Below are 14,637 nucleotides of genomic sequence, written 5' to 3' on the forward strand. Positions count from 1 at the left end.
CGGGCCGGCCCGCCGCACTGTGGACGTATGGCGGACCAGACGGAGATCGTGATCCACCCCGTGTCGCCGCAGGGCGGGCGCAAGGTCACCGCGCACGCGCTCGGCGTGGACGCGGACCTCGGCCGGGCGTTCACGCCCGCGGACGTGTCGGAGTTCCTGCGCCGGGCCGGGCTGGAGGATGTGGATCTGTCCGAGGACGGGCCGATCCGGTGGGAGGGGGGCGGCCCCGAGGTGTGGACCAGCGACATCTGACGCCACCGTGCCCAGGCGGCAGGTGCTGCCGAAGAGCGCTCCAGAGATCCGGAGCGCCGCCTGACTCAAGGCGGGCGGGCAGGCAGGCGACGGCTGGTGGAGGAGGTCTTCACCGCTCTCGACGAGTACACCGTCACCGTTGCGGGCGCACGGGGTCGGTCCCAACCTGCACGGTCCGTCGGGTAGTTGAACGGCCAAACGGTCCCACCCCCTCGGATCACCCGCACGCACCTGCGATAGGTTGCCTGTCATGACCGAACTTGGAGCTGACACCTGGCCGCCTGCCCCGATCAGGACCGAACGGCTCGTACTGCGTCAGTCCGAGGCCCGGGACCGTGCGGCCTTCATCGAGCTGTTCGCATCGCCGGAGGTGGGCACCTACGTCGGAGGCCCCCGACCGCGTGCCGAACTCGAACGCGCGGCGCCCGAGGTGCCCGGGCGGCGCCCTGGCTTCTTCGTGATCGATGCCGACGGAGCGATGATCGGCATGATCACGCTCGACCGGCGCGACGCAGGGCGCCCGGGTCACGTCCGCCCGGAGGCCGGAGAGGCCGAACTCGGATTCATGTTCCTCCCGGAGGCCTGGGGGCACGGGTACGCCGCCGAGGCGTGCGCGGCGGCACTCGACTGGTTCGCCGACGCCCTTCCGGGCGAGCCGGTGGTCCTCTGTACCCAGACCGCGAACGACCGCGCGATGCGCCTCGCGGCGAAGCTGGGATTCACCGAGGTGGAGAGGTTCGAGGAGTACGGCGCCGAGCAGTGGTTCGGCGTGCGCTCCCCGCTCACGCCGTCCGGCCCCTTCCGGCAACCAGCCCACCCGCGCTCATGACCAGGCGCATCACCCGGCAGAAGAACAGTCTCGCCGGACAGGTGGAGGAGACCGGACGATCACCACGGCAAGTGCCCGGGAGCAGCACGGCGCCCACTCCCACCAGTCGGTGCGTCCCTTGTCGTCGACCCTGGGCGGGGTGGGACCGCCCCGGACCAGGACGCGCCCGCGCCCACCGTTCCCCCCGGCCGGATCAGGCGACGGCCGTGCCCTCCAGCTCGACCAGCTGACCGGGGATCGCCAGTCGGGTCACGCCGAGCATCGTGGTGGTCGGCGCGACCCTGGCGGCACCCAACCGCGCCGCCAGCCCGCCGTAGTGCTGGAAGAGCAGATCGACGTCGGTCGTGTAGACGTTGAGCCGCACGAGGTGCGCGAGAGACATGCCGGCCTCACCGAGCACGGCCTCCAGGTTGTCGATGCTCAGCTTCAACTGCGCCGCCATGTCACCGTCATGCAGGGGCGTGCCCTCGCCGCTCATCGCGGTCTGCCCCGAGATGTACAGGGTCCGGGTGTGCCCGGAGACGACCTCACCCTGGTTGAACCCCATCTCCACCGACCACGTCACCGGGTTGACCGCCGTTCGTTCCATCGCCACGTCAGCTCCATTCGATTCATCGGGCGTACGTACGTCCACCGGCCCGGCACCCGCCGGCCTCGACGTCGTGTGGACGAGCCTCCCAACAAATCACGACACCCTTGGTCAGGTATTTCGTTAGGGTTCCCGCATGCGCGCCGACCGGCTGGTCTCACTGGTGCTGCTGCTGCGCCGGCACGGTCGGCTGACCGCGGACACACTGGCCCGTGAGCTGCAGGTATCCACCCGTACTGTGTTGCGCGACATCGAGGCGCTGTCGGCGGCCGGCGTCCCGGTCTACGCCGAACGCGGCCGGCACGGCGGTTTCGAGTTGTTGCCCGGTTTCCGGACCGAGCTCACCGGACTGAACCACGACGAGGCCCTGGCCCTGCTGGCCGCCGGATCGGGGCGCGGCGAGCAGGTGTTCGGCCTCGGCTCGGCGCTCGCCTCGGCCATGCGCAAGGTGGTCGACGCGCTGCCCGAAAGCCACCGGACCACCGCGAGCGACGCGGCTCAGCGGTTTCTCGTCGAGCCGGAGACCGACCTGCTCTCACGCCGGGTGGTCACCGACGAGGTACCCGGCACCACGATGAGCGAGGTCCGGCGCGCGGTGCTCGCCGGACACAAGCTGCGCATCCACTACGCGCCCACCGGCCGGCCTCCGCAGTGGCGCACGGTGGACCCGATCGGCCTGGTGACCGTACGCGACCGGGTCTACCTGCTGGCCACGAGATCCGGTGCGGACCGTACCTACCGGCTGTCACGGGTGCTGGCGGCCGAGGAACTCCCCGAAACGGCAGAGCGCACGAACCGGGTCGATCTGGACCGGATCTGGCGGGAACGCTCCGCGCGGTTCCTCAGCGACGGCCACCTCACCGTGCTGGTACGGGTCGACCCGGCGCGGCGGGAGGACCTGCTGGACACCGCGGTCGCCGTCCGCGCCGAAGGACCCGACCCGGACGGCCGGCTGCGGCTGGAGCTGACCTTCCAGGATTCACGACATGCCGAATGGGCACTGTGGCAGCTCGGGACGGACGCGGAAGCCCTGACCCCGCCGTCGCTGCGCACCGCCCTGCGCGACCGTGCCGCCGCGCTCGCCGCCCGCTACGCTGACCCGTCCTGAGCCCTGCCGCGTGGCGCGCAGCCGGGACGCGGAGTACGCCGGAGCGCCGAGGGTCAGGAGGCGGAACAGGCCCGCGGCCGCCCGGTGGCCGATGCCGATGCGCTCCATCACCCGGTGGTCACCGACCCGCTCCCAGCCGGGTGCCACGGCGGCGAGCCCGCGGCCGCCCCGGGCGCCGGAGCGGAACTGCGCCCCCGTCGCCTTGACGACGGGGTGCCGCCCGCTGAGCGCAGCCTTCGGGTGGAAGAAGTCCGCCACCAGCTCGGCGGCGGGAAAGGCGGACCGGCAGGAGGTCAGGAAGGCCCGCAGGCCGGCCGGGTCCAGGTACATCAGGACGCCCTCGGCCAGGACCAAGTACGTTCCGGCGCTCCCCGACGAGCGGAAGCAGCTGATCCGCCCAGTCGGGCCCGGTGATCGAGGCGGGGAACACGCGCGAGTGGTCCCCCGGCAGCAGCTCCGCCCGCAGGCGTACGACCTCGGGCATGTCGACGCCGAGCCAGGTGACGGCGGCGGGCAGGGCCCCCGCGAGCCGCTCGGCGCGGGTGTCGAGGCCGATGCCCACCGAGACGACCACCGCGTCGGGGTGTTCCCGGCAGAAGGCGGCGGTCAACTCGTCGAAGACGATGGCGCGGTGGACCGAACCGACATGCGCGTGGACTCCTCGGTTCGACGCGGTTCGACCCGGATCGGTGCGTCGACGCGGATCGATCGCCGGGATCGGCCTCGGCTTCAGGGAGAACGGGGTGGCTACGGGGGCACCCGCCGGGACGGGCGGGTGCCCCCGTACCCGGCGTCAGCTGCGGTGGAACACGACCTCCGGGTCGGCCGCCGTCGGACCGTCCAGGCGCGGCGCCGGCTTCCCGCGCAGGTGCAGGTCGAAGAAGTCGCCGACGTACGCCCGGGTGATCTGCTGGGAGCGGGTGCCCGACAGCGGTGTCTCCGGGTGCGGGTACCCGACCTGGTCGCCCAGTACGGGCCAGTCGGTGAATCCGGGATGCCCCGCCCCCGTGACGGTCAGCCAGCGCTTCCAGCCGTCCAGCCGGGGCCAGCTGTCCTCCCACGAGGTGTCGGGGAAGTCGGGCGGCAGGAGGGCGGGGTCACCGGCGAGCATCAGGAAGGGCCGTCCGCCGAGACCGGCCTGGGGTACGGGTGTGAAGAAGGTGCCGTCCATGTTGACCCCGGCGTCCACGCGCGGGTCCACGGCCATGGTGGCCGATGCGGCCGCGCCGCCGATCGAATGCCCGGCCATGCCGATGTGGCGGGGGTCGATCAGCCAGGAGTACCGCCACGCCGGGCGCGGGCCGGTCAGCCGGTCGAGGACGAACGGGATGTCACGGGCCCGGCCGTCGGAGACCCGGTGCAGCGACCCGTCGGGGAACACCTGCTCGCACGCCTTGCAGGTGAGCATCCGGCCGCCGGGGAAGACGGTGCCGTCCGACTCGTACGCGTGGTCCACCGCCGCGACGACGTACCCGCGGCTGGCGAGGTCCTCCGCCAGGGTGGTCAGCGAGGAGCGGGGCATGGTGAAGCCGGGGGAGAGCACGATCAGCGGGTAGCGGTTCGCGGCGGGCCGGGGCAGCGCGTCCGTGCGTGCGTTCGTCCGGGTGGCCGCGAGGCGTTCGGGGGTGACGTACTCGCCGAGCTGCCCCCGGTCGGTCAGCAGCGCCTTGGCCTCGGGAGCGCTCGTGTAGGGAGCGGGAGTTCCGGTGCGCGCGATCGCGGGGTAGTAGAGCGACAGGAGTAATTCCCGGTCGGCCGTGGGCACCCAGGGGTCCTTGCGCTCCCGGTCCACCAGGTGGAGGGTGTCGCGGCCCACGGCGAAGTCGCCGGTGGGCTTCGGGAGTTCGATTCTGGAGACGCCGGCCGGCGCGGACGCGGCCACGGCGGGCGTGGCGAGCGTGCCGGGCGCGGCGAGGACCAGGCCGGTCGCCACCGCCGTCAGCACGCGGATGATCTTCTTCATGTCGGCATCGTAAGGCATTTTAGGCAAGGCTTACCTAACTTTACTGAGATGCCGTGGAGTTGGACCGGCCGGGCCCGGCGCTCTCGGGGTTCAGGTGCGCATATCCGGTCAAGCTGAGTGGCCGTCGGATGAACCGCGCGCGGCCGGCGGCAGGTCAGGGAGGGGTGGGGCCGCACGTCGTGGACGGCGTGAGCGGCGCCGGGGGATGGCCGGGGAGTGGAGGCGCCCCCTGTGAGCTGCCCGAACGACCATTCGGTCGCCGCCACGTGAAGGCTGTGTCCGTAAATCGGTCCTGCGTGTGCGACTTGCCTTCGCGTCAGACAGTCTGATCCCGCAAGGGCGCGATATCGAAAGCAAATATCGCGTTCAACCTTTGAATCGAAAGAGAGTTTCGTCGTGCGTCACCGCATCGCAGCTGCCTCCGCCGCCACGCTCCTCTGTCTGGTGGGCGCCACCGGCATGGCAGCCGCCCAGCCCTCCAGCCTGTACGCCCCGTCCGCCCTGGTGTTCACCGTCGCGCAAGGCGACGACGTCGCCACCTCCACCGTCGTCCGGGCCACCACCCTCAGCTGCGCCCCGACCGCGCAGGGCACCCACCCGGACCCGCAGGCCGCCTGCAGCGCCCTCAACTCCACCGGCGGAGCGCTCGACCGCCTGCTGGCCTCGCCGGACCCGGACCGCGCCTGCCCCATGCACTACGCCCCGGTCACCGTCACCGCCGACGGTGTGTGGAAGGGCAGCCGCGTCGCCTGGAAGTACACCTTCTCCAACACCTGCGTGATGTCCGCGACCCTCAACGGGAACGCCGTCTTCGCGTTCTGATCCCGCGTCGGACCTGTGCCGGGCGTGCTCCGGGTGTGCTCAGGGCATCCCGTGGAGCGCGCCCCGCTTCCGGACCGTTCCCGGCCCGGAAGCGAGGCGCTCCTTTCCTCCACAGGCCTGTACCTCTACACCCCTACGTGTTCCGCGCCCGGGCCGAGACGGTGACGTGGTCCACCCGCATCGCATGGCCCGGCTCGGTGGCCGGACCCGCGCTCGCGCCGTCGGCGAGCGGCAGACTGCCGCCGACCGCCACGTTGAGGATCAGGAACAGCCCGTGGTCGACGGCCGCCTTCCACGTCCCCGGGTCCATCCGGTCGGCGGTCACCCGGTGGTACACGCGCCCGTCCAGATACCAGCGCACCTCCTGCGCTCCGGGCGCGAGGTCGACCTCGACGGCGTACGAGCGGAACGCCGTGCGGCAGCCGTCGCACGGCTGCGGACCGGAGGTCAGGCCGGCGGGTTCCCGGCACGGTCCGCCTTCCAGCACACCGCAGTGCATCGTCCCGAAGACGGTGTCCCGCCCGTTCACGGACTCCATGACGTCGAGCTCCCCGACCCCCGGCCACCCCGTGTACCCGTCGCGCAGCGGTGCCCCCAGGGTCCAGAAGGCCGGCCAGTATCCCGCCGCCTTCTCCCCGGTCACGTCCGGCAGGGCGATCGACGCCTCGATCCGCAGGACCCCGCCGGGCGGGGGCGCGAAGTCGGAGCGCCGCGACTCGATCCGCCCCGAACTCCACTGCCCGTCCTTGCGGGTGGGCACGATCTCCAGCGCGCCCTTCCCGTCGAGGCGGACGTTGTCGGTCGAGTCGGTCATGGTCTCGATCTCGCCGGTGCCCCACTGCGGCGCGGGGCAGCCCGGGTAGCAGGTGCCGATGTCGTGGATCCAGTCGGCGGCGGACGGGCGGGCGCCCGCCGGGCCGTCGAAGTCGTCGCGCAGCAGCCGCGTCCACCCCTCCGCCCCCGGCACAGGCGTCCCCGTGGCCGGCGCCCCCGGTGCCGCTCCCCCCACGGCGGGCAGCAGCCCGGCTTCCGTGAGCAGCCGCTCCAGCCGGCTGGTCAGGACCACGGCCGCCGCGTTGGTCAGGTGGGCGTCGTCCCGGTAGAGCAGGATCCGGTCGAGCACGGCCGGGCAGGTCGGCCCGTCGCCCGGGCACAGCACCTGGTTCACGCCGACGCTCCGTACGCCGGGCAGGGCGCCGGACGCGATCCGCTGCGCCAGCGGATCCGGCAGCTGGGCGTCCGTGCGGCTGAACGCGCAGTCGGCCGGGGATCCGGGACTGCCGGACACGCACGCCGGGATGTCCCTGCCGGGTACGGGAGTGTCCTCGACGTAGACGATCGGCGCCCCCAGGGCCCGGAGCGGCGTCAGCGTCTTCTCCCAGGCCTCGGCCAGCAGCTTCGCGTCGTCGGTGTACCGGTTGAGCGAGGCGATCACGACGAGGCGCGGCTTCGGCTGCTGCCGCAGCCGCTCCAGGGAGTCCGCCCGCCAGGTGTCGCACTCCCGGTAGGCGCGCCCGAGCTGCGGGCTGTCCACCGCGAGCTCCGGCAGCGGACAGCCCTGCTTCACCAGCTCCTGCAGCGCCCAGCCCCGTTGCGAAGCCAGCGCCAGCATCGGGGAGAACCACTGCCCGGCGTGCGAGTCCCCGAGCAGCACGATCCGGTCCGGGCTGTCCACCGCGCCGAACAGGCAGTCCGGGCTGCGCGTCTCGGCCGGGGCGACCTCGCAGGCCCCGTCCGGCGGGAAGTCCCCCCGCGCCTGCGCGGGACTGGGCACCACCGGCCCGCCGGCGAGCGGCGTACCGGCCGTCCGGGCGAGCAGGGTGGGGCCCGAGGCGGCGCCCGGGGGCAGGCCCTGCGTGTCGACCGGGCCGGCCGGGCCCAGCACGCGCAGTGTCGTCGTACCCACCACCAGCGCGAGGACCACCGGCAGCACGATCGCCGACACTCCCACCGACAGTCCGCGGCGGGGGAGTTCGGAGACCGTACGGGAGCGGCGCAGCGGCTGCTCGACCCAGCGCATGGTGGCCAGGGCCGGCAGTACGGCGGCCAGGGTCAGCGCGGTCTTCGCGGGCCAGCCGAGCGTGCCGAGCCGGGCCTCGGCGAGGACGAGCACCGGCCAGTGCCACAGGTACAGGGTGTAGGAGAGCCGCCCGACGGCCCGGGGCGCCCGCCCCGCCAGCAGCCGCCCCACGTCCCACGTGCGCGGGGTGTGCCGCTCGCCCCGGCCGGGTATCGCGGCGAGGATCACGGCGGCGGCGGCCAGGGTCGGCACGAGCGCCGCGTAACCGGGGTACGGGGTCCCGGCGTCGTACGACACGACGCACCAGCCGATCGCCGCTGCCCCGGCCCAGCCGCACAGCAGCCGCAGGGGCCGGGGACCGCGCATCAGGTGCCAGGGCAGCAGGGCGAGCAGCGCCCCGACGCCGAACTGCCAGACCCGCGAGGGAGTTCCGAGGTACGCGAGCGATACCGAGTGCCCGGTCCAGTACACCGCCAGCGCGAACGAGGCCAGGGCGAGCGGGGCGGCGGCCAGCAGCACCACGAGCCGTACGGCCCGGCCCCGGCGGACCGCCCGGGCCGCGCACAGCACCAGCACCGCCAGCAGCGGGGCCCAGAACAGGTAGAACTGCTCCTCGACGGCGAGGGACCAGAAGTGCAGCAGCGGGCTCTGGTCGTGCCCGGCGGCGAGGTAGTCGGTCCGCTGCGACACGAACCGCCAGTTGGCGAAGGACAGGGCCGCCGCGACGACGTCGTACTCCATGTCGGCGCGGCGCAGCGGTACGGTCAGCCAGGCCCCGGCGACGGCCACCGCGGCGAGCACCACGGCGGCGGAGGGCAGCAGCCGCCGGGCCCTCCGGGAGAAGAAGTCACCGAGCCGGATCCGGCCGGTGGTGATCGCCTCCCGGACCAGCAGGCCGGTGATGAGGTAGCCGGAGATGACGAAGAAGACGTCCACGCCGACGAAACCGCCGGTCGCCCAGGGAAGACCGGCGTGGAAGGCGAGCACCGCGAGGACGGCGACCGCGCGCAGACCCTCGATGTCGGGACGGAAGGCGGACCGGTGCGGGCTCGGCCCGGACTCGCTGCCGGAACGGGAGCCGGACGGCAGCTCTCCGGCCCTCGGGGCAGAGCCCCCGCGGGGCCGGCGCCGGCCGGGTGTGACGAGGAAGGACATGCGGATGGTGCCTTTCAGCTCAGCCAGGGAAGCATCGGGTCGACCCACCCCGATGCCAGCAGGCCGGTCAGCAGGAGGACCGCGGAAGCGGCGACGGTCTCGGGCCAGCGGCGCGGCAGCACGCCGCCGCGCGGGCGCAGCGCGGCCCGTACCCGGGTGCGCACCGGCCCGGCGGCCGGGTGCAGTTCGGCCACCAGGTCCCGGATCAGCGGGACGTTGATCTGGCACTGCACCAGCAGGTAGAGGAGCAGTCCCCAGTTGGGCTCCCAGCCGCCCCTGTCCACGGCCAGCGCGAGACCGGTGGCCGCGGCGCCGTTGGAGAGGACGAGCCAGACGAGCGAGACGGCGATCACCCGGCGGGCCATCCCGCCCGGGGCTCCCGCGCTTCGCGCGCCGGTGGGCACCCAGGCGGCGCTGCGGCCCCGCAGCGTGTGCGCGAACGCGGTCGCTGCGGCCACGCTGGTCAGGACGTTCGCCCGGATGACCTCCACCCGCCAGCGGGTGCGGCTGATCCTCGGCAGCAGCACGTGCCACAGCCACAGCGGGGCGAGCAGGGGCAGCACGTGCCAGGGCCGGATCTGGTCCGGGAACCAGAACATCATCACCAGCGGCGGCAACGGCGCCGCGAAGGTGTTCACCGCGGTGGTCAGATAGCCGACGATGCCCTCGTAGAAGCACAGTCGCATCCGCCAGGGCGCGCGCATCCGCCGCAGCACGGGCGTGCCGATCAGGTGGAGGTTGCCCATCGCCCACCGGTACTGCTGGTTGACGAAGGAGGTGACCCGGTCGGGTGAGGTGCCCTTGGCGACCAGCACCGGCACGTACTGGGTGCGGAACCCCTGCTCGTGCAGGGCGAGCCCGGTGTACAGGTCCTCGCTGTGGTCGAGCCGGGCGAACCCGCCGGCCAGGTCGATCGCGCTGCGCCGGTACACGGCGTTGCTGCCGCAGCAGATGGCGGCGTCGCTCGCGTCCCGGGACGGCTGGATCCATCGGAAGAACCATTCCTGCGCGGAGCCGGCGGCCCGCTGGATCCACCCCATGGTCTCGTCGGTGTCGAAACACTGCGGGCTCTGCACGATGCCGACGGCCGGGTCGGCCAGGTAGGGCACGAGGTGGCGCAGGAAGTCCGGCCGCGGGGCGAAGTCCGCGTCCAGGATCGCGATGAACTCGGCGCTGCTCAGGGTGAGCGCGTGGTTGAGGTTGCCGGCCTTCTTCAGGTGCCCCCGGTCGGGTCGTACGACGTACGCGTAGCCGTACGAGGCGGCCAGCGCGGCGACCTCGGGCCGGTCGGCGTCGTCCAGGATCCAGACGGTCAGCGCGCCGGGCCAGTCGACGGCCGCGACCGCGCGGTAGGCGTTGGCCAGGACGTCGAGCGGCTCTCCGCAGGTGGGCAGGTACAGATCGACGTCCGGCAGGGCGGCGGGCCGCCAGGCATGGACGAGCACCTCGTGCGACGGCCGGGTGAGCCGGCGCTGGCGCAGGCTGTTGACGGAGGACAGGACGAGGGCGACGAGGTTGAGCCCGAGGACGGCGAGGAACGCCCACAGGGCCGGTGTCCGCAGGGCGAAGGCGAACATGGTCGCCGCCGTGAACACGAAGGCGAGCGAGGTGCTGACGAGGACCCAGCGGCGCTGCGGTCCGAAGTACCAGTAGAGCTCTTCGTCGGATGGTGGTTGCGGAAGATGATGAAAGGTCATAAAGCCCCCCACGGCTGTGCATGTACCCGTTTCAGGTGGCCCATCCTAGTAGTAAAGGTATAGACCAGTTGTTGCGAGAGTGTGGCGCCGGAGCCAATGCGCCACGGATTGGCGCGACTTCAATGGTCCAGACCTCTTGGTCGCCATTCGACCGCCCGCGCCGGGCGGGTCCGGGAAGGCGCGGGTCACGTGGGGGTGAACAGTCCGGGAACTCGCTGGGGCGGCCGGACCCTCGCCGGCCGGGCGTGGGGTCTCGGGGGTCAGGAGGTGGTGAAGATCCGGTCGAGGTGGTGGTGGAGCACCGCGACGGCCGACTCGGGCTTCCGCTGGCCCACGAGGATGCTGGTGCCCATGGTCGCCGTCATGGCCAGCAGGCTGATCGCCTCGGTGCGCGCGTCGACGGCCGGGTCGGCCAGGCCGCTCTCCTGTGCCTGCCGGAGCAGTCCGGCGACGGCGTTCTCCGCGGCGTCGGGGTTGTCGATGAACGGCTGGGCGGCGAGGGCCTCGTCGGTCACGGACAGGATCGAGTACGAGCTGTAGAGGAGGTGGAAGGTGCGGCCCTCGTCGTCGGTGGGGAGGGAAGCCAGCAGCAGTGCCTCGATGGTCGCGCGCGGGCCGGGGTTCGGGCCGACGGCGCGCAGGCGCTCGCCCACGCGTGCGGTGAAGCGGTCGGTGAGGTGCTGGAGTCCGTAGAAGAGCAGCTTCTCCTTGGTCTCGAAGTAGTACTGCACGAGTCGCAGCGACACCCCCGCCTCCGCCGCGACGTCGCGCATGCCCACGGCGTGCAGTCCGCGCCGCCCGGCCACCTGGATGAGCGCCTCGGCGATCTGGGCGCGCCGTTCCTCATGGTCCACGCGCTTCGGCATGTGTCGTCTCTCCGCCCGTCGGTGGTGCGCTCGCGTTCATGTCCGGCCCCCCGGACTCTTTCATGGTACCGCCGTATCATCGTTATGGTACGTTCGTATTACGAAGAACGGATCTTCGAAGACCGGAGGTGCCCCGTGCCCGAGAACACCAGCCGAACCCGTCCGCGCCGCGACGTCGGCCGCTATGTGAACGACGAGCTGCGCGACCGGTACTTCGCCGCGGGCGACGCGCTCTACGCGATGGGCGCACCCGCCCGCCACGAGACGGACGTCGCGACCAGCTTCGGCACCACGCACGTCTACCGTTACGGCCCCGACGACCCGGCCGCCGAGTCCCGCACCCCGGTCGTCCTGATCCACGGCGCGGGCTACTGCTCGGCCATGTGGTACCCCAACACCCCCGCACTCAGCGCCGAACGCCCCGTCTACGCGCTCGACACCCCGGGCGACGCCGGCCGCAGCATCCACCGCGAACCCATGTGGCAGCCCGAGCGCGCGGCCCAGTGGCTCGACGAGGCACTGGAGGAACTGGGCCTCGACCGCGTTCACCTCGTCGGCTCCTCCTACGGGGGCTGGCTCGTGCTCAACCAGGCGCACCGACGGCCCGGCCGGCTCGCCTCCGTCACGCTCCTCGACCCGGGCGGCCTGGAGAAGGTGGGCCTGCGCTTCTTCGCCTGGGTCTTCGTCAGCCTCTTCGCCAGCTTCGCGCCCAAGGCGCTGCGCCCGCGCCTCGCCGCCTGGCTGGAGCAGCCGGTCATCGTCGTGCCCGAGCTGCGCAAGTGGGTCCAGCTCGGTGCCCGCGCCTTCCGGATCCGACGCCCCGCACCCCTGCCGCTGGCCGAGGACGCGCTGCGCTCCATCCGCACCCCGCTCTACCTCGTCCTGGGCAAGCGCAGCCTGCTCGTACACCCGAAGCGTCAGCTGGAACGCGTGCCGCGCCTGATACCCGGCGCCCGCGCCGAGATCGTCGCCGCGACCGGCCACGGCCCGCAGATCGACCACCCCGAGCTGGTCAACGCCCGGATGCTGAGCTTCATGGAGGACGTCGACTCCCTCGCCCCCACCGGCGCCTGAACCGGGCCCGGTGCCGCCGGATCGCGCGGACAGGTCCGGAACTGACGTGTCGCTTGTCCGGATCGTCGCTGTTCATCCCGATCCGGTGGGGCAAGGATGTCTCCCTGCGATTCGGCTTCCACGTGACGTGATCCGGGGGGATTCATGACAACGAGAACGCGACGCACCAGGAACACGAGGGGTACGGGACGTACGCGGCGTACGAGCCGTACGGGCTTCGCCGTGGCGGGCAGTTTCCTCGCCGCACTCGGTATGACGGCTCCCGCGCAGGCGGCCGAGGGGGCGACGGCCGCATCCTGCAAGCCGGCCATCCAGATCCTTCAGACGCTGCCCGGCACCGACGATCCGCATCCGAGCCCCTGGGTGCGCCACACCCAGGTCTCGGCCATCGCACCGGGGCCCTCGCGCCTGGCGGTCGGCATGTCCGGCATGAAGCCGGCGTACTGGATCGGGGAAGAGGTGTACGCGGTGCCGGTGCCCGAGGGCTCCGGCACGGGCCGGGTCGTCGACGTCAACCGGTCCGGCCTCATGGTCGGGCAGGTGACCACCCGCGAGGGCGGCAAGGCGTTCAGCTACCGGCACGGCGATCCCGCCATCACCGTACTGCCCGGCGGGGACGAGGCGAGCGGGGTCAACGACCGCGGCGTCATCGTCGGCAGTCTCCGGGACGCCGCCCAGAACCGGACCGTCGGCGTGGAATGGTCGCACGGCAGGCCGCGCCGCGAACTGCCCTCGCCCGCCGGATACATGCTCTACGAGACGTCGGGCCTCAACAACGCCGGGCAGGTATCGGGCAACGGCTGGGAGCTGGAACGGCGCCCCGGCGCCCAGTTCCTCGCCGCCCCGGGGCTCTACTGGCCCGCGTACCCGGACTCGGCGCCCTCGGTGATGGCGCCCTTCGACGACACGGGGGACCACCACGTCACCCGGGAGATCGACGACACGGGACGGATCGTCGGCTACGCGCGGCGGGGCAAGGGGCCCGACAGCGCGGAGTTCGCCGTGGTGTGGAACCGACCCGACGGCCCTGCGGTGTACGCACCCTGGGCACCCGGCGCGATCGGCGGAACGTTCGACTCGATCAGCCCGAAGACCGGCATCGCGGTCGGCCTGGCCGAGTTCACCTACGCGTCGCCGCGCCCGCCGGACAGCCCGCCGGCCCGGGCCCAGTACTGGACCGGCAAGGGGCCGATGCGCGTCCTGCCGGGACTGGGCCCGTCCCTGTTCACCGCCGCCTTCGCCGTCACGGACGACGACCGGGTCGGCGGAGCCGCGCTGGACGCGCAGAACCGGGTCCGGCCGGTGATCTGGACCTGTGCGTCCAAGCAGGCGTACGTACTGGAGAGCCCCCGGCCGTAGGGCCGGTGCGGTTCGTTTCGCTCGGGGCAGGGCGGTCTCGGGCACGCCGTGGCGAGCACCCCCGTGGTTCGCCACGGCGTGTGCGAGGCCGCCCTGCGTCAGCGGGTGGGGGAGGGCGGGGCCGCCTCGGGCGTGCCCGTGGGGTGGAAATGGGTGATGCGCTGCGGGGGGACCAGTGCGGGGAGGAGGAAGTTCCACAGGTCGGTGACGCGCGTGTGGAGGTCTTCGCGGCGGGTGCGGACGTGCGAGGCGACCTGGATGCCGGTGAAGGCTCCGACGAGCAGGGTCGACAAGTCCTGGACGTCGAGCGACGGGTGTATGTCACCGCGCTGCTGAGCGGGGGTCAGGCAACTGCGGCAGGTGTCGATCCAGGCGTCGTAGGGGGTCGGGTCGGGGTGGGTGAAGGAGCCGAACTCGATGACCAGGCGGATGCCGGCGCGGATACGGACGTCGGTGCGCAGCCCGTGGGCCATCCGGTGGGTGAGGTCGATGACGGTCTGCAAGCCCGGGTTCTCGACGGCGGGGAGGTGTTCGGAGACCTGGAACTGCTCGTCCATCAGGGTGCGGGCGAGGGCTTCCTTGGACGGGAAGTGGAAGTAGAGGGCGCCCTTGGTGACTCCGGCGTGCTTGACGACGTCGCTGAGGCTGGTGCCCTCGAACCCGCCGAGGTCGAAGGCGGTCGCCGCGCCGTCGAGTATGGCTTGGCGGGTGATCTCGGCCCGCTCCTGTCTGGCCCTCGCCACGTTCTGCTCGTCCCCTTGGTCACTGCCCGAGCGGTGTTCGCCGCGGTGTGCCGTCAATGTAGTCGGGCAATGCGAAACGAAACCAGTCGGCAGGTACTTTTTTGCGGAGGCGGGGAGCGGTTCGGGGAGTTGTGTGGCCCTTTGCGTGATTCTTTTTCAG

At 72.3% G+C, this 14,637-nt stretch carries 13 protein-coding genes; 6 read left to right on the top strand and 7 right to left on the bottom strand.

Features of this window, described 5'->3' with window-relative positions; genetic code table 11:
• Positions 1 to 27: 27 nt before the first annotated feature.
• Both ACFY0D_RS05750 and ACFY0D_RS05755 read left to right on the top strand, forming a co-directional pair.
• Positions 28 to 252, top strand: coding sequence for a hypothetical protein (locus ACFY0D_RS05750; protein ID WP_351160224.1), 225 nt, complete (start codon positions 28 to 30; stop codon positions 250 to 252).
• A gap of 250 nt (positions 253 to 502) precedes the next feature.
• A complete protein-coding gene (locus ACFY0D_RS05755; protein WP_390797143.1) occupies positions 503 to 1,081 on the top strand; it encodes a GNAT family N-acetyltransferase in 579 nt (192 codons plus the stop codon).
• Between the two features lie 193 nt (positions 1,082 to 1,274).
• On the opposite strand, the gene ACFY0D_RS05760 is transcribed toward ACFY0D_RS05755, so the two are convergent.
• Positions 1,275 to 1,670, bottom strand: coding sequence for a RidA family protein (locus ACFY0D_RS05760; RefSeq protein WP_390797411.1), 396 nt, complete (start codon positions 1,668 to 1,670; stop codon positions 1,275 to 1,277).
• A gap of 136 nt (positions 1,671 to 1,806) precedes the next feature.
• Here ACFY0D_RS05760 and ACFY0D_RS05765 point away from each other — a divergent pair, with 136 nt between their 5' ends.
• Positions 1,807 to 2,778, top strand: a complete 972-nt coding sequence (locus tag ACFY0D_RS05765) for a helix-turn-helix transcriptional regulator (RefSeq protein WP_390797144.1) — start codon at positions 1,807 to 1,809, stop codon at positions 2,776 to 2,778.
• A 118-nt stretch (positions 2,779 to 2,896) separates the two neighbouring features.
• Here the strand turns inward: ACFY0D_RS05765 and ACFY0D_RS05770 are convergent, their stop codons facing one another.
• On the bottom strand, positions 2,897 to 3,511 hold the full coding sequence (locus tag ACFY0D_RS05770) for a class I SAM-dependent methyltransferase (protein ID WP_390797412.1): 615 nt from the start codon (positions 3,509 to 3,511) through the stop codon (positions 2,897 to 2,899).
• Positions 3,512 to 3,571: 60 nt separating this feature from the next.
• Complete coding sequence (locus ACFY0D_RS05775) at positions 3,572 to 4,741, bottom strand: alpha/beta hydrolase family protein (protein ID WP_390797145.1); 1,170 nt, start codon at positions 4,739 to 4,741, stop codon at positions 3,572 to 3,574.
• Between the two features lie 459 nt (positions 4,742 to 5,200).
• Between ACFY0D_RS05775 and ACFY0D_RS05780 the strand changes: the two genes are divergently transcribed.
• Positions 5,201 to 5,563, top strand: coding sequence for a subtilase-type protease inhibitor (locus ACFY0D_RS05780; RefSeq protein ID WP_390797413.1), 363 nt, complete (start codon positions 5,201 to 5,203; stop codon positions 5,561 to 5,563).
• Positions 5,564 to 5,696: 133 nt separating this feature from the next.
• On the opposite strand, the gene ACFY0D_RS05785 is transcribed toward ACFY0D_RS05780, so the two are convergent.
• From ACFY0D_RS05785 to ACFY0D_RS05795, 3 genes are all read right to left on the bottom strand, one after another.
• Positions 5,697 to 8,738 carry an acyltransferase family protein gene (locus ACFY0D_RS05785; RefSeq protein ID WP_390797146.1) on the bottom strand — a complete coding sequence of 1,014 codons (3,042 nt, stop codon included), beginning with the start codon at positions 8,736 to 8,738 and terminating at the stop codon, positions 5,697 to 5,699.
• A 14-nt stretch (positions 8,739 to 8,752) separates the two neighbouring features.
• A complete protein-coding gene (locus ACFY0D_RS05790; RefSeq protein WP_390797147.1) occupies positions 8,753 to 10,435 on the bottom strand; it encodes a glycosyltransferase family 2 protein in 1,683 nt (560 codons plus the stop codon).
• Between the two features lie 260 nt (positions 10,436 to 10,695).
• The gene (locus ACFY0D_RS05795) at positions 10,696 to 11,301 is read right to left on the bottom strand and encodes a TetR/AcrR family transcriptional regulator (RefSeq protein ID WP_390797148.1); all 606 of its coding nucleotides are present in this window, start codon (positions 11,299 to 11,301) and stop codon (positions 10,696 to 10,698) included.
• A gap of 135 nt (positions 11,302 to 11,436) precedes the next feature.
• Between ACFY0D_RS05795 and ACFY0D_RS05800 the strand changes: the two genes are divergently transcribed.
• Positions 11,437 to 12,375, top strand: coding sequence for an alpha/beta fold hydrolase (locus ACFY0D_RS05800; RefSeq protein WP_390797149.1), 939 nt, complete (start codon positions 11,437 to 11,439; stop codon positions 12,373 to 12,375).
• Between the two features lie 144 nt (positions 12,376 to 12,519).
• The gene (locus ACFY0D_RS05805) at positions 12,520 to 13,734 is read left to right on the top strand and encodes a hypothetical protein (RefSeq protein WP_390797150.1); all 1,215 of its coding nucleotides are present in this window, start codon (positions 12,520 to 12,522) and stop codon (positions 13,732 to 13,734) included.
• A gap of 98 nt (positions 13,735 to 13,832) precedes the next feature.
• Here the strand turns inward: ACFY0D_RS05805 and ACFY0D_RS05810 are convergent, their stop codons facing one another.
• Positions 13,833 to 14,477: a ScbR family autoregulator-binding transcription factor gene (locus tag ACFY0D_RS05810; RefSeq protein WP_390797151.1), complete on the bottom strand. Its 645-nt coding sequence runs from the start codon at positions 14,475 to 14,477 to the stop codon at positions 13,833 to 13,835.
• Between the last annotated feature and the right edge of the window lie 160 nt (positions 14,478 to 14,637).

It is taken from the genome of Streptomyces sp. NPDC001502, from assembly GCF_042894785.1.
Taxonomy (GTDB): Bacteria; Actinomycetota; Actinomycetes; order Streptomycetales; family Streptomycetaceae; genus Streptomyces; species Streptomyces kutzneri.